The 20,237-nt window shown below is 69.8% G+C and carries 16 protein-coding genes; 4 read left to right on the top strand and 12 right to left on the bottom strand.

The window, feature by feature from the left end; genetic code table 11:
- The first annotated feature begins 35 nt into the window (after positions 1-35).
- Positions 36-638 (top strand): Uma2 family endonuclease, encoded by a 603-nt coding sequence (locus KF837_07615; GenBank protein MBX3227163.1) that lies wholly within the window; start codon positions 36-38, stop codon positions 636-638.
- A gap of 31 nt (positions 639-669) precedes the next feature.
- Here KF837_07615 and cas5u6u read toward each other — a convergent pair whose 3' ends face one another.
- The 6 genes from cas5u6u to KF837_07645 all read right to left on the bottom strand — a co-directional run bounded on the left by cas5u6u (position 670) and on the right by KF837_07645 (position 9,130).
- Positions 670-2,265: a type I-U CRISPR-associated protein Cas5/Cas6 gene (cas5u6u, locus tag KF837_07620; GenBank protein ID MBX3227164.1), complete on the bottom strand. Its 1,596-nt coding sequence runs from the start codon at positions 2,263-2,265 to the stop codon at positions 670-672.
- A 3-nt stretch (positions 2,266-2,268) separates the two neighbouring features.
- Positions 2,269-3,300, bottom strand: coding sequence for a type I-U CRISPR-associated protein Cas7 (cas7u, locus tag KF837_07625; GenBank protein MBX3227165.1), 1,032 nt, complete (start codon positions 3,298-3,300; stop codon positions 2,269-2,271).
- Positions 3,301-3,310: 10 nt separating this feature from the next.
- On the bottom strand, positions 3,311-5,560 hold the full coding sequence (gene csx17, locus KF837_07630; GenBank protein ID MBX3227166.1) for a type I-U CRISPR-associated protein Csx17: 2,250 nt from the start codon (positions 5,558-5,560) through the stop codon (positions 3,311-3,313).
- Positions 5,557-8,262, bottom strand: a complete 2,706-nt coding sequence (cas3, locus tag KF837_07635) for a CRISPR-associated helicase Cas3' (GenBank protein ID MBX3227167.1) — start codon at positions 8,260-8,262, stop codon at positions 5,557-5,559. Before cas3 ends, csx17 begins: the two co-directional genes overlap by 4 nt.
- Positions 8,263-8,420: 158 nt before the next feature.
- A complete protein-coding gene (locus KF837_07640) occupies positions 8,421-8,657 on the bottom strand; it encodes a MoaD/ThiS family protein (protein ID MBX3227168.1) in 237 nt (78 codons plus the stop codon).
- Complete coding sequence (locus KF837_07645) at positions 8,654-9,130, bottom strand: molybdenum cofactor biosynthesis protein MoaB (protein ID MBX3227169.1); 477 nt, start codon at positions 9,128-9,130, stop codon at positions 8,654-8,656. Before KF837_07645 ends, KF837_07640 begins: the two co-directional genes overlap by 4 nt.
- Before the next feature lie 145 nt (positions 9,131-9,275).
- Between KF837_07645 and KF837_07650 the strand changes: the two genes are divergently transcribed.
- On the top strand, positions 9,276-10,220 hold the full coding sequence (locus tag KF837_07650) for a radical SAM protein (GenBank protein MBX3227170.1): 945 nt from the start codon (positions 9,276-9,278) through the stop codon (positions 10,218-10,220).
- Between the two features lie 14 nt (positions 10,221-10,234).
- On the opposite strand, the gene KF837_07655 is transcribed toward KF837_07650, so the two are convergent.
- The 4 genes from KF837_07655 to KF837_07670 all read right to left on the bottom strand — a co-directional run bounded on the left by KF837_07655 (position 10,235) and on the right by KF837_07670 (position 15,717).
- Positions 10,235-12,112: a DNA mismatch repair protein MutS gene (locus KF837_07655; GenBank protein MBX3227171.1), complete on the bottom strand. Its 1,878-nt coding sequence runs from the start codon at positions 12,110-12,112 to the stop codon at positions 10,235-10,237.
- Between the two features lie 115 nt (positions 12,113-12,227).
- Complete coding sequence (locus tag KF837_07660) at positions 12,228-12,599, bottom strand: hypothetical protein (protein MBX3227172.1); 372 nt, start codon at positions 12,597-12,599, stop codon at positions 12,228-12,230.
- Between the two features lie 78 nt (positions 12,600-12,677).
- Positions 12,678-13,454 (bottom strand): hypothetical protein, encoded by a 777-nt coding sequence (locus KF837_07665; protein MBX3227173.1) that lies wholly within the window; start codon positions 13,452-13,454, stop codon positions 12,678-12,680.
- 76 nt (positions 13,455-13,530) lie between these two features.
- The gene (locus tag KF837_07670) at positions 13,531-15,717 is read right to left on the bottom strand and encodes a S9 family peptidase (GenBank protein ID MBX3227174.1); all 2,187 of its coding nucleotides are present in this window, start codon (positions 15,715-15,717) and stop codon (positions 13,531-13,533) included.
- Positions 15,718-15,760: 43 nt separating this feature from the next.
- Here KF837_07670 and surE point away from each other — a divergent pair, with 43 nt between their 5' ends.
- Both surE and KF837_07680 read left to right on the top strand, forming a co-directional pair.
- Complete coding sequence (gene surE, locus KF837_07675) at positions 15,761-16,579, top strand: 5'/3'-nucleotidase SurE (GenBank protein ID MBX3227175.1); 819 nt, start codon at positions 15,761-15,763, stop codon at positions 16,577-16,579.
- Between the two features lie 56 nt (positions 16,580-16,635).
- A complete protein-coding gene (locus KF837_07680) occupies positions 16,636-17,169 on the top strand; it encodes an adenine phosphoribosyltransferase (GenBank protein MBX3227176.1) in 534 nt (177 codons plus the stop codon).
- 3 nt (positions 17,170-17,172) lie between these two features.
- Here the strand turns inward: KF837_07680 and KF837_07685 are convergent, their stop codons facing one another.
- Positions 17,173-19,164: a protein kinase gene (locus KF837_07685; GenBank protein ID MBX3227177.1), complete on the bottom strand. Its 1,992-nt coding sequence runs from the start codon at positions 19,162-19,164 to the stop codon at positions 17,173-17,175.
- Complete coding sequence (locus KF837_07690; protein MBX3227178.1) at positions 19,157-20,236, bottom strand: type IV pilus twitching motility protein PilT; 1,080 nt, start codon at positions 20,234-20,236, stop codon at positions 19,157-19,159. Before KF837_07690 ends, KF837_07685 begins: the two co-directional genes overlap by 8 nt.
- Between the last annotated feature and the right edge of the window lies 1 nt (position 20,237).

The raw sequence follows: 20,237 nt of genomic DNA on the forward strand, positions 1-20,237 counted from the left end.
CGATTCAGCTCGGAGGCGAGCTATGCTGGACGAGGATGGTCGCACGCTCGACGTTCGTGCTCCCCCTCGGGGCTTTCTCGGAGGGCCGGCTCCCGGGCCGCTACACGCTCGAGGAGTGGTACGAGCTCAACGCGCGACGCGACGAGAAGTTCGAGTACTTCGACGGGTTCGTCGTGTGCATGAGCGGAGGCTCGAAGGATCATGCCACCATCACGTCGAACATCCATGGCGCGCTGTTCGCGCAGCTCAGCGGCAAACCATGCCGAGCTCGGCCCGAGTCGCAAGCGATCGCCGTGAGCGCGAGGCAGTTCCGATTCGCGGACGTGTCCGTGGCCTGCCCGCCTCAGTTCGTCGACATCCGCGGCTTCGACTGCCTCGCCAATCCTACGGTGATCGTAGAGGTGCTCTCCGCGTCGACACGTGAATTCGACGAAGGCGACAAGCTCGCCGACTGGCTCCGAATCCCAAGCGTGCGGCACGTCCTCCTCATCGAACCCGATCGCCCCCTCGTTCGCCACTTCACGCCCGGCATCGCGGACGCCCGCGCGCACGAGACGCTCTCGATGCACATCGAGCTCCCCGAAGTCGGCGGCACGCTCACCGGCCGCGACATCTACCTCGACGCCTCGTGGCGCTGAGCGGAGGTCACGGCGCAGCACCGACGCCGGCTCAGCTCGGCTCGGCACCGAACACACCGAGACCGAAGTGCGAGGCGTACCCGATCGCAATCGGACCGCGCACCGGCTCATCGAAGACGAGACGAAGCGCGAGGCCGAGATCCTTCGGCGGCGCCGCCGCGGGCGGACGCCGAACTCGGACGAAATGACGGAGGTGGAGCGTCTGCGCATCCCACGGCAGCATCTCGATCTCCGCACGCGGAAAACCGCGGCTCGAGAGTTCTTCCCTCACCTGCTCTAGCCACGAGTTCTTTCCCTTCGACTTCACGAAGCGTGGCAGAACGGTCGGCGTCACACTCGTCCAGCGGCGCGCGCCTTCGCGCGGACCGAGGAGACGTTCGACGCCCCTACCTAGCGGCTCGGGGATCGCGCGGAGATCGTCGAGAGTTCCCTCACCGACCAGCGCGACACGCAGCTCTCCCACGCCTCCCTTCGTCCACGTCCGCTCGAGGCCCTGAATCCCGCGCTGCGCGACAGAGCCGAGGCCCATCCGCGCGAAGATGAGGACGTGATCGAGCCCCCCATCAGCGTCGAGATCGACCGGCAGCACGTGCGCATGCCCGTGACCTCGGAGCGGACGGCGCAACGTGTCCCTGCCCGTCAGCTCCGGAGCTCGACCGTCCACGCGCGAGACGAGCGCACGATGAACGAGCTCCGCCTGCGGGAGTGTGCGCGCGACCGACGGGAGCGCGCCTCGATTACCGCTCGGCGTGGACAGCGCGAGGAGCGCGCTCGTCACCTCTCGCCGCGACGGGCGTGGACGCGTGGGCGACGGCGTGACCGCGAGCGCTTCGCGCTGGCGCCAGTACAGGACGCGTCGCGAGCCGGGCGGCTGACTCCAACCGTGAATCTTCCACCACGACGTATCGCGCTGCAGACAGTCGACGAGATCGATCGGATACGGCGCGACAGCAGCGGCACGTGCCTTCTCGAGCTTCTTGCTCGGCTTCGACTTCGACGGCACGTCCACCGGTATCCCTTGCGACGCGAGCGCGTGCGTGACGCGCTCCTCACGCCATCGCTGGTAATCGACGGCTTCGACGGGCGCGAGGAGCGCGATCTGCTCCCAACCGCGCTCGCCGACCATTCCGTCGACGTGAGGCCGAACGTCGAAACCGTCGGAGATCGCATCGTCGGATACGAGCTCGCCCTCGACCCAGCTCTCGCTCCGGCCCAGGTAGGGCAGATCGCGCGCGATCGCTCCCAGCGTCTCACGCGCACGCTCACCGAGCGCACAGTCCCAGCACACCGCGACGACGCCGTCGCCCACGTCGGCCCAGGCGTCGAACACCAGCGACGTCTTCTCGCGGCCCTTCTCGAGCGTCGCCATCGGCATATAGTGACGACTGTGCGCGATGGACGCGAGCGGGAGGCGATAGCGCGGCAGCGTCGACGCGAGCGCCTCGATCAGCTCCCGGCCCTCCGCCGGCACCTGTGACCACCGCTGCGTCGCGTAGCCTGCCGCGATGATCGCACGCACGAGACGCCACGGGCTCGGTGGCCACTCGACGAGCGCTTCGTTGACGTGGTGCCCGTGCGGCGTCGCGTGATAGCGCCCGCCGGGAAAACGGAGCAGGAGCGTCGGCATCGCTCACTGCTCCGCGCCGTCGCCGTCGTCCTCGCTTGCCTCGACGGCGTCATCGCCCTCGGCGTCCTTGCCCTTCTTGAGCTCCGCCTCGTACGTCACCGTCTTGTGGACCATCTTCTCTCGACACGCGGCGATCGCGCTCGGCAAGCCCCCTTCACCTTCGAGCTCCGCGAGCGACGGAAGCGTGAAGCCCTCTGGCCGGAGCGCGGCGATCGGTGCTCCGCGATCGACGGGCTCGAGATCGCAAGCCGCACGCAGCCGGAGGTCTCCATCGAGGAGCCGCCGGACACGGTGCAGCGCAAGCAGGATGAGCAGGCGCTCGACCTCCGCGCCGAGCGCGTAGCCGCGGATCTGTGCGAGATCGAGGTTCACGTGACAGTCGATCCGCTCGGCGGTGAACTCGTCGCGCGCGAAGGGCACGTTCCCGAAGCCGTCCTTCGTCACGCCTGACGGGTTGACGTGATCGTTCTTCACGCCGCCCGAAGGCGCGACGCGCACGCCGGAGGCCTCGATGAACGCCGAGAGCGCCCGCGCGATGCGGAGGCGGCCGCCCGCGAGCTCCTTCTTTGCGAGGAAGACGCCGTGAACGAGGCTGCCGACATCGTAGCGGAGGAGGACCTCCGCCAGCCTTGCGCGATCGATTGGTCCTTCTTCGAGCCCACCGAGATCCTTCTTGAGCTGGTCGAAGAACGACGGATCGAGCCTATTCTCGAGGAGGTACGGGCTGTTCAGCCGGTGAGCTTCGAGCATCGTGTCCGTGAGAAACTCCTTCTTGCGCGTGACAGTCACGTGCGAGATCCCGTCGAGGATCTTGATCGGACGTTTGCTGGCGACGTCCCAGCACGTCGTCTCGAGTCGGTTCGCCATGCTCTGCGCGCTCTCGACCAGGAGCTTCGCGCCGTCCTTGGTCTGATAGGTCGCTGCTCCGAGGCTCGGGAAGCCGGTGGGCTGGAACCGGTCGCCCTGCAGCGGCTGGAGCGCGACGGTGAACAGCACGCGGGGTGAATTGGCGAGAGAGTTGAGATCGACGCTCATCCGTGTCCTCCTACTTCGTCGAGACCATCGCCGGCTCGAACGATCGAGCGAGCGCGCGAGCCGACATGCGGCCGATCGGGAACGCGAGCGCAGACGCCCACAGCCGGGCGGTCACCGCGTCCGCGTATCCCGTGAGAATGGGCGGAGAAAGACCGGCAGCGCGCAGACGTCGCAGCGCGACCTCGATCGCCGCGGGAACGTCGCCGGCGCGGAGCCGGCGGAGCATCGCCGGATCGGTTGGGATGACTGGACGGTCCGGGAGCGCCCACGGCAAGGATGCGAGGCGGAGCGCGACCCACCCCTCGTCCGGCGCCGGGCCGCGCACGCCGGTGAGATCGATCCGCGAGCGCCAGAGATCCCAGCGCACCGCCATGAACGCGCGAGCGAGCGCCGACACGCGCTCGAGATCGACCGCCCCGCGCAGGACGGCTCCCAGATCGGCGAGATGCGCCGAGCACCCCGGCGCGGCGACGAGCGCGAGGCGGCGCTGACCGCGCTGGGTCCCTTCGAGGAGACGGCGCTCCACGAGCGCCACGAGATCCGAGGCCGCGCTGCGACCGCTCATCACGACGCGTGGATCGCGGGCGAGGCGTCCGTCTTGCTCGGCATAGCGGCGCGCGGCGCGATCGAGCGGGAGCCAGTGATGCCGGATCGGATCGTGTGGACCGCGCGGACCGTGGAAGCTCGCGGCGCTGCCGAGCGCGCACGCGAGCCGCCACTCGGCGGTGCCGTCGTTCGTCGCCTCGATCCACGCCGGCAAGAGCGCCGGGATCGGCCCGAGCTTCGTCGCGCTCCCGAGCTGCTGGACGCTTTCGACATCGACCGCCGCGAGGAGGACCGCTTGCCACCGTCCCGGCGCGGGGTCGTGCGTGAGCGCGGCGTACATCGCGTTCGCCAGCGCTCGCTCGACGCGACCGAGGCGCGCAGGCGCTCCCTTGTCGTTCGCCGCGCGGCGAAGCCGGTCAGTCCACGATGCGAGATCGTCGATGAGACGCCCCTCCGGTCGTGCGACGACATGCACGCGGTCGAGGGGCACGGCAAACTTCTGCTGGCCGTTGCGCTCGAGATAACCGAAGCGCGCGAACGCTCGAATCCCGCGCGCGATCCCGAGGCGCGCGATGGCACGCACGGCGTCCATCGGGTTCGTCGCGACGGCGCGCCCGACCTGCGCTCGTCCCTCGCCGAGCAACGCGCGGACGTCTGCGATCGAAGCGGGTCGAGACCAGAGCGGCATCCACTGCTCGCCGCGCTCGGCCTTCTCGTCGCCGGCGGAGCCGTGACCGATCGGGTGAGGACGGACGGCGAACGGCGCGCTCGGACGTCCGGCTGCGAGCGTGTCGAGCTGCCGCGTCGAACGCGCGCCGAAGAGGACGGCGCCCTCGAGCATCAAGACGAAGTCCCATGGATTGACGAAGGCCCCGCCGCTCGTCCCTGTCGTCGCGTTCGCACCGCCGGCGCTCCCAGGGAGAAACTGCCCGACCGCCGCGCCCGGGAGACCGGCGACCGCTCGCGCCCAGAGCGCGCCTTCCAGCGTGACGCGCGCGAGCGGGGTCGGAGCGCCGGTCGCCATGTCGAAGAGCCTCGCGACGTGCTGCATGGCGTTGTTCGTGAAGTCGATGCGACCATCGTTGCCGCCCGTGCCCAGGAGAGAAGGGAACGACGGCGCGCCGTCCTCGCCGAGGACCACCGCCGCATCCATCCAGTCGCGATGCAGGCCGCGCCACTCGCGTTGACACGGGTTGAAGAGGTCGGCCTTGAGCACGGAGAACCGCTTGTTCGCAGCCGCGAGCTCGGCCTTGAACGCCGGATCGGACTTCAACGCTTGCGCTGCGGCCTTCTCCTTCGCGCTCATTCCTTTGCGCGCCTTCGTGCGCTCCTTGAGCTCGCGCACGGCCGCGTCGGCTGTGGCGAGCTCCTCGAGCGGCGCGCGCGCGGCCTCGATGCCACGACGGAACGCGGCGAAGCGCGGCGCGGTAGACGTCGCGAGGGGCGTCAAGCCCGGATCGTTCGGGAGGTAGAAGCCCGAGCCCTTGTTCCACGGCGAGACGAAGGGCGTTGGGGAGTACTCCTCGAGGAAGAAGCGTTCGAGCTCCCCGCGATCGAGAGCAGTCACAATCGAGAAGTGCTCGTCCTGCCAGGAGCCACGCGCTTCGGGGTCGCGCTGCTCGGCGATCACGCGGAGGACGCCGACTCCTTTGAGGTAGTGCGCGAGGGGGGCCGGCGCGCAGCCGGTCAGTCGATGCACGTGGAGCGCGCTCATCCCGCCTCGACGGCGCTGAGGAGTGGATCGGCGGTGACGAGACGTGAGGCTCGCCGATCAGCGGCGATGAGCAACGCCTCGAGCCACGCGAGCGCGGAAGGACCAAGCCGATCGACGAGCGCCGACGTCCGCTCCCGCCAGCTTCGCCCGGTCGTCGGAGACAACCCGAGCGTCGCCGGCTCGAGCGAGAGCGCGAGCGCCGGCAACGGCGGTTTCGTCGCGTCGAGCAGCACTGGAGCGAGCTCGTCGCCGTCGCGGATGCCACGGATGGGCAGCCCGCGACCATCGCGATCTCGGTACTCCTGATCGCGGGGCGACGCGTGGAAGGCGAGGCGGACCTTCCCGTGGTGCGACGCGACGAGGTACGCGAGCAGATCGAAATCGTCTGCCGAGCACGCGAGGATCTCCTCTTCGCAGGCCGTCGGCGGTGAGACCGGAAGCGCTCCGACGGGCGCGACGCCAAGGCGCTCGAACGTCTCGGACCATGGCCCGAGGAGCGCGGCGTGCCGCGGCGCGTGGCGGCGGACGACCGCGAACAGCGCGAGCGCGCTCGCGAGCTCGTGCCGGAGGCCCGGTCGCACGTCGCGATCGTCGCTCGAACGGTAAGTCTGCGGTGGACGTGGCCACGCCGCCTTCGGCGCCTTCGCGAGGTCTTGCCGGCGTGGACGGTCCGACGCGCGGATCCCGCCCTGAAATGCCGGGTGCGCCTTGCCGACGTCGTGCCAGCGCGCGGCAAGGACGAGGAGCCGCCTCAGCTCGGGGCGCAGCTCGACGTGAGCGGCGATCTCGTCCGCGATCGCGGCGGCCTCTCCTACATGGATGGCGATCGTCTTCCATTCCGCGACGCTGACATCGTCGGCGTCATCGGCGTCGTCCGCTTGGAGCTCCGCTTCGAGGTGTGAGGCGAGGGCAGCCTCCGGGACGACGGGCACAGCGCCGTTCCATGTCGGATCGAACCCGCGCTCGACGCGATAGCCGCCGGCGTCCGCGGCGACGCACACGACGCGGCCGGGCGTCAGGAGGCTCCGCTCCGCGATCATCCACGCCCCGTCGAGCCAGTCCCAGACCCAGGCCCTCACGCCGGAGCGCAGCTTGGGTTTACGCCTCGTCGTCGTCTCCGCGCCGCAGAGCCAGTCACGAGCGCGCAGGAACGGAATGGAGCAAAGCTCCTCGCGCCGGGGCCGACGTCGCGGCGACGGCGCATGGCGCGGTGCTCCTCGTCGATCGCGCGGGATACCGAGCCAGAAGACCTGGAGATCGCGCTCGTCGCCACTACGGATGAAGCGGCTCACGTCGAGGTCGGCTCCCGTGAGATCAGGAGTCGTGTCGAAGAGCTCGTCGCGCTCGCGACGGAGAAAGAGGTGACGCGGCGCGAACGGATAAAGAAGCGCGCGCTCACCGGCGTCGAGCTGTGCCTCGAACGCCTCGAGAGTAGCGATGCCGACGTCGCCGCCCACGCCAACGCGCCCGAGCGAGGACCACGACGCGGCCAGCTCGTCCGCGTCGTACGGAGCTGCGGTCTTCTCGTCGTGCCCGCGATCGACGACGACGACGCGACCTTCCCCGCCATAGCGCGCGCAGCGACCGAAGCGCTGGACGAGGCTCGGCCACGGTGAGAGCTCGGTGACGACGCAGCCCGCCGAAATGTCCACGCCGGCCTCGACGACCTGCGTGGCGACGACGATCCGGTCGGCGCCGTGCGTGCACGCGTCGCGACGAAGGAAGCGCTCGCGCCACGTTGCGCGCTCTGCCGGGCGAAAGCGACTGTGGACGAGCTCCAGCTCCTGCTCGGGCGCGCGCGCGCGGAGCTCGTCGTAGGTACGGCATGCGCGCTCCACGGTGTTGCAGACAACGAGCGTGATGCGCCCGTGATCTCCGTCGCGTATGCCAGCGTGCTCCTTCATGATCCGATCGGCGAACTCCTTCGCGTCCGCGGCCGGCGTCACCTCGAGGTCGAGCGTCTTGCGCACCGCTGCGATCCCCTGCGTGAGCTCGCTCGGCGCGACGACGGCTGGATCTTGGTGCCATTCGGTCTCACAGCGTTCGCGCGTATCGATGGTCTCGAGCCAGCGCGGCTGGAGCGTGGCGCTCATCCACCAGGTATGACGCGGACGAAGGCCCTTCCCTCCATCCTCATCGGCGAACGCCTGGAGTTGGCCGCTCGTCGCGAGGCCGACGTCCATGAGCTGGACCTCGTCCATCACCCACAGCGCGTCATGGTTCAAGAGACCGTACTCGAGCGGCCACCGTGCGCGAGCCGCAGCGTAGCCGCGGTTCAGCGCTCGAGAGAGGAGCATGTCTTGTGTTCCAATGAGGACCGCGTGCTCCTCGGGGAACAGCGCCCATTCCGCGCCGGGGTCGGCGCCGCCCATGAGCACGTGGACCCCGACACGACCGGCATGTTCCCCCGTGTCGTCCCAGAGGATACCGAGTCGCTCGACACCTGCGCGCACGACATCCTCCGTCTGCTCCACGAGCACGCGCATGGGCAGACACCAGACGAGACGGCGCGGCCACGCGTCGTCTCGGCGCTCGACACGATGCCAGAGCCACGCCGCCAGGACGCCAAGCGTCTTGCCCATCCCGGTCGGCACACGGACGAGCCGGCTCCGCGGCCTCGATTCTGCGCCGAGCGACCTTTGCCACTCGCGTGGAGCCGCACCCTCCGCGAGGCGCTTGAAGTAGCGATCGAAGTCGAGCACGGCCCCCCAACGTATGCAGCGCCGCCGTCAACGGGAAGCACGAATTCAATCACCTCCGCGAATCTTCGCGAGCAAGCGACAGCTTCTGTCGCACTCGCGCTTCAATGAAGAAGGACTGTTCGTATCGAGGCTTGAGTACGAGTACCCGACTCTCGCAACTAACCTCCAGCCACCGGAGGAACGAGCGCGATGACGTCGCCGGGACCGATGCGCTCCTCGCTCGCGGCGAATTCCTCGTTCTTCGCGAAGCGCACCGCGCCGAGCCTTCCCCGTAGCCGCTCGTGCCTTCCCTCGAGGAACGTCGCGAGCTCCGTGATCGTGCCCGTGAACTCGACCTTCTCCTCGTCGAGCCCCACCAGCTCGCGGACGGCGGCGAAGTACAGGATGGTGATCATCTGTGCTTCGTGCGGCCGTGGGTGAGGTCGACGGCGTGTGCCAAGATGGGGGCGATGAGCTCCTTTGCGCCGAGGCGCGCCGCCTTCGTGCTGCCGGGGAGACAGAAGACGAGCAGCGTGCCGATCGTGCCTGCCGTTGCGCGTGAGAGGAGGGCGCGGGGGCCGATCTCGTCCCAGGAGAGGCGGCGGAAGGCTTCGCCGAAGCCGTCGAGTGTCTTGTCCAGCTTCGTCGCGATCGCTTCGTAGGTCACGTCGCGGGGGGAGATGCCGGTGCCGCCCGTGAAGACGATCGCGTCGGCGGCCTCGCGTTGCGCGGCGGCGAGGGCTTCGTGGATGCGCGCGACCTCGTCTGGCACGATGGCTCGCTTCATGACCTCGAACTCCGAGAGCGCGAGCGCGAGCGCGTCGCCGGATGTGTCGTCGGCGGGCGTTCGCGTGTCGCTCACCGTGACGAGCATGATCCGCGCGCTCATGAGACAGTCGAGCCTACCGCGAAACCGCCGCGGGGCTGGCGCGTATCCTGTAACATCCGTGGCGCACGGCTGACGCAACGACATGGTCGCTCTTCCTGTCTTTCAGTACGCTCCTCTGCCTGCGACGCCGCCGCGATCGGTGCGGTTGTCGCTGACGGATCGGTGCGATCTCGCGTGCATCTACTGCCGCCCCGACAAGCAGGATGGGTACCTCGAGGACCGGCTCGAGATCGAGGCGTGGAAGACGATGGCGACCGGGCTCGTCCGCGCCGGCGTGCGGCGCGTGCGGCTCACCGGGGGGGAGCCGCTCTTGCATCCTGCCGTCGTCGAGGTGATCGCGTTCCTTCGCACGCTCGGAGTCGAGGACCTCGCGCTCACCACGAACGCGACGCGGCTCGAGCGGTATGCGAAGCCGCTGCGCGAGGCCGGGCTTCAGCGCATCAACGTGTCGCTCGACACGCTCGACGCGGAGCGGTTCGCGCGGCTCACGCGCGGGGGCAAGCTCGCCACCGTGCTCCGCGGGATCGAGGCCGCGCGGGCGGTCGGGTTCGACGAGATCAAGCTGAACGCCGTCGTCGTGAAGGACGAGAACGACGCGGAGCTCGAGGCGATCGTGCGCTGGTGCTGGGAGCGCGGGATCGTCCCCCGCTTCCTCGAGGTCATGCTCATCGCCGAAGGCGCCAAGCTCCGCGACCGCGTCGTCCGCGCGAGCGAGATGCGCGCGCGCCTCGCCCACCTCCTCGAGAGCGGCGACGCGCAGGCCGAGGCGGACCGCGGCCCCGCGAAGTACCTCTTCGCTCGCCACGAGCCCGAGCGTGGGCTGGGGCGGAAGGTCGGGTTCATCACCGGCACGAGCGACACCTACTGCAAGGGCTGCGACCGCCTCCGCGTCGCCGCCGATGGCACGCTCCGCCCCTGCCTCGCGACCAACGACGGGCTCCCCGCCGCGCGCATCGCTCGGCGCGGCGACGTCGACGGGATCGCCGAGGCCGTCGCGGACGCCTGGACGAAGAAGCCCGACGGCGACGCCTGGAAAGGCTGCACCGAGCCCGACGCCGCGCGCGTCTCGATGCGCGGCATCGGCGGCTAGACGCCTAAACGCGGTCAGGCGACGACGTCGAGGCCGACGATCTTCATGAGGCGGAGCGCGTTGCTGCTCTGCACGACGCCCTGACGGAGCTTGTAGTCGAAGCTCATCACCTCGCCCTCGACCTGCTCCTCGAAGTGCACGTTCTTCACGTCGCCCGCGAGCTCGGTCTCGAGATCGCCGAGGCCTAGGTCGTGGGTCGAGACCGCGCCCATCGCCCTCCGCGCGAGGAGCTCCTTCATGATCGCGCGCGCGCCGATGAGGCGCTCGCGCGTGTTCGTGCCGTGGAGGATCTCGTCGAGGAGGAAGAGGAGCGTTCCCGGTCGCTCGCCCTTCGCGATCGCCTTCGAGAGATCGAGGACGAGCTTCAGCTTCTTGAGCTCGGCGTAGAAGCGGCTCGTACCCTCCTCGAGGGAGTCGGAGACGCGCATGCTCGTCGCGACCTCGAGGCGGCCGATCGTGAGCTCTTTCGCGCAGACGGGGGCGCCCGCGTTCGCGAGGACGGCGTTCGTGCCGATCGCGCGGAGGAGCGTGCTCTTGCCGGACATGTTCGAGCCGGTCACGACGAGGGCGTGGCCCGGGCCCGCGAGCGTGACGTCGTTCGAGACGCGCTTGTCGGCGTCGATGAGCGGATGACCGAGCGACGTCGCGACGAAGACGGCCTCGCCCTCGTCTTCGCCCTTCTGGAAAGAAGGGAACGCGTAGTCCGGGTTCTCGAACGCGAAGCCCGCGATCGACGCGAGCGCCTCGAGCTCCGCGAGCGAGCGGAACCAGCTGAACGCCGCCTTGCCCGCGCGGGCACGCCACTTCTCGAGCGCCAGCGCGCACCAGAGATCCCACATCAACGCGGGGCCGATGAAGAAGCGGAAGACCTCGTTGTTGCGCGCGTCGACGAAGCCCACGATGCGGGAGAGCGCGCTCATCTCCTCGGTCGCGCGCGAGCCGCTCTCGGCGAGCCGCTTCTGCAAACCGAGCAGCACGTCGGCCTCGAATTTTTCGTCTTCGAGGAGCTTCAGCATGTCGCCGTAGCGGGAGAGCGCGCTCTCCTTCGAAGAGGCCGCCTCGAGCGCGGGCTGGATGCGGGGGCGGAGCGCGTTGAGGACGGCGACCGACACCACGAAGGGCAACAGGAAGAGCATGCGATGCACGAGGCCCATCCCGCCCGCGACCGCGAGGCCGATCGTCGTGGCGGGCACGAGCGCGGCGACGATCGCGATGCCGCCGGGCAGCTTGGCTTCGCCTGCCTTCGAGCCGGTCTGCCCCGCCCACATCACGAACGGGCGTGGATCGGGCTTCTGATCCTTGTCGTCGAGGAGCGCGCCGACGGCCGCGAGCTGCTCGCGCAGCGTGAGCCGCGGCGCGAGGTCCTTCACCGCGGCTTGCCGCTTCTCGACCGCGAGGGCGAAGTCGGCGTTCGAGCCTTGCGGGCGATCGTCGCCCGAGAGCCAGCGCGCGAGGATCTCCTCGCCGTAACGCGTGGACGTCACGTCGATGCGCTGGAAGAGCGACGCGCGACCGAAGACGTCGAGGTCGCCCGCGTACGGGTGCGTCGGCACGGCCCAGCGCGCGCCCGTCTGCGGGAACGCGCGCCACTTGCCGCTCATGCGATCGAGCGCGCGCTCGTGGAACCGCATCGCGGCCGCGGCGCGGTCCTTCTCGGCGTGGATGCGCGCGTGCACGACGACGAGCGCGCCGAACGCGATCACGCACGCGACGACGCCGAGCCAGGTCTCGCGCGGCACGTTCGCGAAGGCGATCGCGATGACGAGGCCGATCGCGCCGAGGGCCGCGACGAGGCGCGCGTTGCCGATCGCGTTCGCCTTGCCCTCGAGGGTCTCGGCGTTGGCCTTGCGCGCGGCGAGCGCGGCCTCGTGTGTCTCTCGCGGCGACTTCAAGCGCGGCGAGGTCTATCACGCCCGCGATCACGCCGCGCGACGCTCTTGCCAGGCCCCGCCTGCGCCTGCGATCACGCCGCGCGACGCTCCTGCCAGGCCCCGCCTGCGCCCGCGATCACGCCGCGCGACGCTCGGTCTTCGTCTTCGGCGCGCGAGCGAGACGCGGCGCGGGGGAAGGCGCCGCGGCCACACGCGGCGACGCGGAAGAGGCCGCGGACGCGACGCCCGGCGCCGCGGAAGAGGCCGTGGACGCGACGCGCGTGGCGGGGCGCTTCGCGATGGCGACGCCGATGGCGAGGCCGGCCAGCGTGAGGCCGACGCCGTGGGTGTTGCGCTGGAGGAGGCCCTGGCGGAGGAGGAGCTTCACCGCGTCGCGGACGGCGGCTTCGTCCGCGCCGACGCGGACGACGAGCTGTTCGATGGTCGGCTGGGAGCGGCGGCGGGCGAGACGGAGGAAGGCGCGAAGGACGTCGAGCTCGAGGTTCATGTGCAGTACCTTACGTTCAGCACTGAACACTCGTCCACTTCTTGGCTCTGATTTTTTGTTCAGGTGTTTTCCACAGGCCTAAGTGCGCGGAAGGATTGCGTCGAAGAAGCTCCGCTTGCCGATCCGCCGCGAGACGATCGCGTTCTGGAGGCGGAGGTGGCGAGCCTCGTCGGCCGCGTTGCAGGCCCCGGCGCGCGTGCAGTAGTCGGCCTCGCCGAGGAACGGATCGCCGGCGAAGTAGATCTGCGAGGTCAGGAGCGCGTTGCCGGCGGGCGAGCGGAACGTCACGTGGATGTGGGCCGGCCGCGTGCCCGCCGCGTCGCTGTAGCGGCCCGGGAGGATCGACTCGAAGCTGTAGCGACCGAGCTGATCGGTCACGATCTTCCCGCGGAGACGCATGTCTGCGCCGCCGGGCGAGTACTCGCCGGCCGCGTTCGCCTGCCAGAGATCGAGCGTGTAGCCCTTGAGCGGCGTGCGGCAGTCGGGCCCGAGGAGGCGCCCCTCCACGAGCAGCGGAACGCCCTTTTCCTCGGGCTCCGCGATGCTGAGCGTGCGGATCGGGGCGCCCGGCGCGTAGTACGGGCCGAGCGCGTCGCGCGTCGTGACGCGGCAGCCGCCGGCGTCGACGTCCGTGCTGAGCGCGTCGTCGGCGCCGAGGAGCTCGCTCCCCTCCTCTCCTTCTTCCGCCGCGCTCGCCGTGCAGCCCACCGCGCCGACCGCCGCGACCGCCGCGCCGGCCCCGAGCCACGCGAGGAAATCGCGGCGGCTGCGCTCCACCGCGCGGCGCGGCGCGACGTCCGAGATGCGGGGAAGCGAAACGAGACGAGGGCGGTAGACCGGAGTGAGCGAGCGCATGGGGGTCTCTATGACCCCGGAGTGCCGTTCCGTGAATCGATATGATTCGAACGCCGGCGTAAGGCAGCGCTTTACGCTACTGAAGCGCGACGCCGAGCTCGTTGAGGAGGAACGCGTTCTCGTCGGCGAGCTCGTCGGCGAGCTTCGTCACTGGCTTGCCCGCGCCGTGACCCGCCTTCGTCTCGACGCGGAGGAGCACCGGGCGCGCCGCGTCGCCCTGCGCCTCTTGCATGCGCGCCGCCATCTTGCGCGCGTGCATCGGGTCGACGCGCGAGTCGCTCTCCGCGGTGGTGAACAGCATCGACGGGTACTTCTTGCCGTCCTCGACGTGGTGGTACGGCGAGTACGCGTGGAGGAACTTGAAGTGCTCCGCCTTGTCGGGATCGCCGTACTCCGGGATCCAGAGCTTGGCGATGCGGAAGTGGTGGTAGCGGACCATGTCCGTGAGCGGCACGAGCGAGAGGCCGACGCGGAACATCTCCGGACGCTGCGTCACGGCAGCCGCGACGAGGAGGCCGCCGTTCGAGCCGCCGACGACGCCGAGGCTTTCCGGCGCCGCGATCTTCTCCTTGAAGAGGAGCTCCGCGCACGCATAGAGGTCGTCGAAGACGTTCTGCTTCTTCTCCAGCATCCCGCCCTTGTGCCAGTCCTCCCCGAGCTCGCCGCCGCCGCGGAGGATCGCCGTCGCCCAGATCGCGCCGCGCCGCACGACGGCGAGGGCGCGCGAGCTGAACCCCGGCGTCTGGTTCACGTTGAAGCCGCCGTAGCCGTAGAGCACGGTCGGGTTCTTCCCCGTCTTCTTGAACCCCTTCTTCGCGATGACGAACATCGGCACGCGCGTCCCGTCCTTCGAGGTCGCGAAGAGCTGCGTCACCTCGATGTCGGGCTCGTTGAACTGCGCGCCGACGCGGTCCCAGAGCGTGAGGCTCGCGCTTTGATGGAGGTCCGCGCGGTACACCTGGCTCGGCACCACGTACGACGTGAACGTCACGAAGACCTCGTCGCTCGACGGATGCCCCGTCGTCGAGGACGAGCCGATGCCCGGCAGCGCGATCGCGCCCTTGCTCTTGCCGTCGAGCGAGAAGCGCTCCACCCGGGTCGATGCATCATGCAAGTACGTCGTGACGATCTCGTTCTTCAGCACGTCGAACGAGGTCAGGACGTCCTTCCCCTCCGGGATCAGCTCCCTCCACGAGGCGCGATCGAGCTTCGCGTAGTCGACGGCGTAGAGGCGGTAGCGCGGCGCGCCGTCGTTGGTGGAGATGTAGAGCTTGTCGTCGTTCGGATCCGGCTCGAAGAGAGCGGGCACGCCGGTGACGACGGGCGTGAACGTCCCCGCGGTCCCCTTCGTGAGGTCGCGCAGGTAGACCTCGCTCTTGTCCCAGCCCATGTGGACGCGGACGACGAGCCAGCGGCCGTTCGGCGAAATGAGGACCTGCGGGACGTCGGTCTTGTCGCGTCCGTCGCCGAAGACGAGCTTGTCGTTCTTCGGGTCCTGGCCGACGACGTGGAGGAAGATCTTCGCGTAGTACTTCTCGTCGCCGGCCGGCACGGAGCCGGGCTCGGGGTGACGCGAGTAGTAGAAGCTCTTGCCGTCGGGCAGCCACGCGACCGACGCGTGCCGCGTGCGATCGATCCGATCGGGCAGGTCCTTGCCCGTCGCGACGTCGCGGATGTGGAGGACGCTCTCCTCGCTCCCGGACTCGCTGCGCCCCCACGCGACGAAGGCGCCGTCGCGCGACGGGAACCACCAGTCGAGCGCGCTCGTCCCGTCGTCGGAGAGCGCCGCGACGTCGATGAGGACGCGGTCCTTCCCCGCGTGCCCGTCGCGCACGTAGAGGTTCGGCTGGTTCTGCGCGCCCTCCCGCTTCATGTGGAAGTAGCGGATCCCCTTCCCCGTCGGGCGGATCGCGGGCGCGCCGACGCTGCCGATCTGGAGGACGTCGGTGATCTCCTTCTTCAATTTTTCGCGGCCCGGGATCGCGTCGATGACCTCGCGCGTGTGAGCGTTCTGCGCGTCGGTCCAGGTCTTGGTCTCTTGCGACGCGCCGTCCTCGAGCCACCGGTACGGATCGGGCACCTTCACGCCGTGGAGGGTGTCGACGACGTCGGACTTTCGCGTCATGAGCGTTTTCCTCGATCCGGACGTCGTCTCGGTCACGGTGACCGGCGGCGTCGCGGTGGTGACGGGGGGGATCTCGGGCGTCTTCGGCTCGGCGCACGCGAGAGCGCACACGGGCACGAGGAGCAAACAGCGCTTCATGCCGCGAATGCTACTCGAAGCGCGTTGCGCTAGGGTGCGGAGCGTGCCGGAACAAAACACCTCCGCGCCCGCCGCGCGGCCCCTCGTCCTCCTCTCGAACGACGACGGCGTCACGAGCCGCGGCCTCCTCGTGCTGGGCGAAGCGCTCGCGGCGTGGGCCGACGTCGTCATCGTCGCGCCGGAGACGGAGCAGAGCGCCACGTCGCACTCGCTCACGCTGAACCGCCCGCTCCGCGCGCGCCGCGTCGAGGACGGCGTCTTCGCGATCGACGGCTCGCCGGCCGACTGCGTGTACATCGCGCTCCACTCGGAGACGAAGTTCCTCCCGCGCTGGCCCGACCTCGTCGTCTCGGGCATCAACCGCGGCCTGAACCTGGGGCAGGACGCCTTCTACTCCGGCACCGTCGCGGCGGCGCGGGAGGGCGCGCTGCGCGGCATCCCCGCCATCGCCGCGAGCGCGCACTCGAAGGCCGATCAGAAGCGCGTCGCGGGGCTCACCTCCACGCTCGCGCAGCGCCTCTTCCACGAGACGCGCGCGACGCACTCGACGCGCCCGCCGCCGAAGCTCGTCCGCGGCACGCCGCTCCTGAACCTCAACGTCCCGCTCGAGTGGACGGGCGAGGTGCGGCACGTGAAGCTCGGCTCGCGGCTCTACGACGAGACGCTCGACGTCCGCCTCGATCCGCGGGGCCGCGAGTACATCTGGCTCGGGGGTCCGGGGGTGCAGCACGAGTCGGATCCGGGGAGCGACACCGACGCGTACGACGCGGGCGCGGCGTCGGTGACGATGCTGCTCCTCGATCTGACGCGCGCCGACGAGGGCGGCCTCGTCGACCGCCTCATCACGTCGCTCCCAGGGTAGGCCGCGTGATGCGTATCACGCGGCACAGCCTCCCGAAGGTTGGCTAGACTCGCGCCATGCTCTCCGCCGACGCGCTCGCGTACGTGAAATCGAAGATCCGCGACATCCCGGACTTCCCCTCTCCAGGCATCATCTTCAAGGACATCACGCCGCTCCTCGCCGACCCGCGCGCGTTCCACATCGTCCTCGACTCGCTCGCGGAGCGCTTCATCGGCGCGCACGTGGACGCCGTCGTCGGCGTCGAGGCGCGCGGCTTCATCTTCGGCGGCGCGCTCGCGGCGCGCCTCAACGCGAGCTTCGTCCCCGCGCGCAAGCCGGGCAAGCTCCCCGCCGTCGTCGACAAGGTCGCCTACGCGACGGAGTACTCGACCGCCGAGCTCGAGATGCACAAGGACTCGCTGCGACCGGGCACCCGCGCCATCATCGTCGACGACGTGCTCGCTACCGGCGGCACCGCGAAGGCCGCCGCCAGCCTCGTCGTCGGCCAGGGCGGCGAGGTCGTCGCCTACGCCTTCGTCATCGAGCTCGAGTTCCTCAAGGGCCGCACCGTGCTCCAACCGACGCGGATCGAGTCGGTGCTGGGGTACTGACCGTCAGCGCTGCGTGATCGTCCGCGCGCGGGCTGGGCGTGGGCGGATCTCGGCGAGGAGGGAGCCGAGCTCGCGGCAGCTCTGGATGCGCTTCGTCGGGTCCTTCGCGAGGAGGCGGAGGATGATGTCTTCGAGCTCGTCCGGGATCTCCGGGGCCTTATCGCGGGGGGGCGCCGGCTCCTGCTGGTAGTGCATGAAGAAGAGGTTCAGCATGTCCTCGCTCTGGAACGGGACCGCGCCCGTGAAGAGCTCGTAGGCGATGATGCCGAGCGAGTAGAGGTCCGAGAGATGGCTCACGGACCCGAAGTCCTGGATCTGCTCCGGCGACATGTAGAGCGGCGTGCCCATGATCATGCCCGCCTGCGTCACGCTCGAGGCCGTCGTCTGCTTCTTCGCGATGCCGAAGTCCATGACCTTCAGCGTGCCGTCCCTCGTCACGAAGAGGTTCTCCGGCTTCAGGTCGCGATGGATGACCCCGCGCTCGTGCGCCACCGCGAGGCCCGCGCACGCCTGCGAGAGGTACTTCAGCGCGACGGCGATCTCCGGCTTGCCCTCGTCGAGGATCGAGCGGAGGTCCTGGCCGTCGAGGAGCTCCATCGTGAGGAACTTGTATTCGCCGTGCGAGCCGATGTCGTAGAGGCGCACGATGTTCGGATGATTGAGCTGGCGCGAGAGCGTGACCTCCTGCTTGAAGCGATGAAGGAGCGTCGCGTCCGACTGCATGAAGAACATCTTCAGCGCGACCGTCTCGCCGAGCTCCTCGTCCTTCACGCGGTACACCGCCGCCATGCCGCCCTGGCCGATCAGCTTCTCGACCACGTAGCGGCCGTTGCTGACCGTCGAGCCGATCGGGAGGTCCGCGAACGCGGAGTCGGGGGAGCCCGCCGCCGTCGGCGCCACCGCCGCGGGCGCCGGCACCGCGCGCGCCTCCACCTGCATCGTCGCCTCGCCGCCGCCGGCGCGCCGCGTCGCCTGAGCGGGTGCGGGAGCAGGAGCAGCGGCGCCGGGGAGCGGCGGCAGGCCTTCGAGCTCCGGAAGGTCCGGCAGATCCGGCAGCGCGTTCGCCGGCTTCACCTCGCGTGTCAGCGCGCGGCCTTGGAAGCCCGCGTCTTCGCGGACGATCGCCTCGTACGCGCGCGTCGAGCCGCGCAGGTCGGAGCGGAGCGCGGCGAGCTTCTGCTCGACGTCGCGGTAGCCCGGACGGAACGCCGCGAGCTTCTCGTAGACCTCCGCCGCGCTCTCGGCGAAGTCGCGCTGCGCGTAGACCTTGCCCAGCATGTAGAACGACTCGAGCTCGCCGTCGGCCTGTGGGCCGTCCTTCACGAAGCGGGAGAGGAACTGGTCGACGCGGAAGTCGAGCACGTTGAGATCGAGCGCGATGCGGAGCGCCTGCACGCACGCCTTGCGGTAGTCCGCGTGCTCGCGCGGCACGCGGAGGAGCGCGTCGAGCGTGCGCGCCGGATCGCCGAGCGCGAGCCAGCAGCGCGCCGCGTCGAACGGCATCGCCGCCTCCTCGTAGATGCGCCCCGCCTCCTCGACGCGCCCGAGCCCCTCCGCCACGCGCGCCGCGTCCGGCAGCTGCCGCAGCTTCTGGTACGCGACGAGCGCCTCCTCCGCGCGGCCCTCGCGCTCGAGGCGGAACGCGGCCATGCGGCCGGTGTCCTTGATGCCGGCGTCGGCTTGCGCGCGGCCGCGGGGATCGCCGAGCGCGTTGAAGAGCTTCGTGCTCGTGTCGACGTCCTTGCCGAGCGCGAAGAGCTCCGCCGCGAGGCCCGCGAGCGCCTTGCGCTGCGGATCGAGGCCGCCGACGAGGCTCACCCCGACGCCGATCGCGTCCATCAGCATGTTCGCGCCGTCGAGGTAGCGGCCCTTGCTCGCGTACGCCTTCGCCGCCTCGTCGAACGCGCGCTGGCGGAGGAAGCCGCGCACCGCGCCGTCGACGTCGCCGGCGGCGAGGAGGGCGCGTGCGGCGGCGAGGGCGTCGGGCTCAGGCATCTTCCGGGATCGTGGCGAGGAGCGTCTTCAACGTATCAGGGTAACGCGCGTAGCGGAGCGCGTCCTCCGCCGTGATCTCGCCCTCCTTCACGCGCGCGAGGATCGACTGATCGAGGCTCTGCATCCCCGATGCGAGCGCCTCGCCCGAGGCGAGGTAGCCGTCGAGCTGGAACGTCTTGTTCTCGCGGATCATGTTCGCGACGGCGTAGTTGTTGAGGAGGATCTCCGTGAGCGCCGCGCGGCCCTCGCCGTTCGCGCGCTTGCAGAGCGACTGCGCGACGACGCCCTTGAGGAGCGTCGAGACGACGTTGCGCATCTGCTCGTGCAGCTCCTCGGGGCACATGTCGATGATGCGGTCGACCGCCTTCGCGGCGGAGTTCGTGTGGAGGGTGCCGAAGACGAGGACGCCGGTCTCGGCCGCCGACACCGCGAGCGAGACCGTCTCGAAGTCGCGCATTTCGCCGACGACGACGACATCGGGAGATTCGCGGAGGGCCGAGCGGAGCGCGGCGGCGAACGTGTCGACGTGTTTGCCGACCTGGCGCTGCGTCACGATGCTCTCGCGCGGCACGTGCACGAACTCGATCGGGTCCTCGAGCGTGATGATGTGCTTCCGCATCGTGCGGTTCACCTCGTTCACCATCGCCGCGAGCGTGGTCGACTTGCCGGAGCCGGTCGCGCCGGTGACGAGGACGAGGCCGTTCGGGTACTTCGCGAGCCGCCGGATCGCAGGCGGGAGGCGGAGCTGCTCGAGGGTGGGCATCACGTCGGGGACGACGCGGAAGACGGAGCCGATGCCGCGCGACTGCATGAAGATGTTCACGCGGAAGCGCGCGCACCCCTCGACGACGTAGGCGAAGTCGATCTGCTTCTGCTTCTCGAAGACCGCCCGCTGCTCCGGCGTCATGATCTCCATCACGAAGCGCGCGGTCTCCTCCTCCGAGAGGGAGCGGAACGGGAGCGTGACGAGGTCGCCGTCGTGCCGGATGATCGGCACGGTGCCGGAGTGGAAATGGAGGTCGCTCGCCTTCTGATCGACGACCATGCGGAGGAAGGAGTCGAGGCGCGCCACC

This window comes from Labilithrix sp., from assembly GCA_019637155.1.
Lineage (GTDB): Bacteria > Myxococcota_A > Polyangia > Polyangiales > Polyangiaceae > Labilithrix.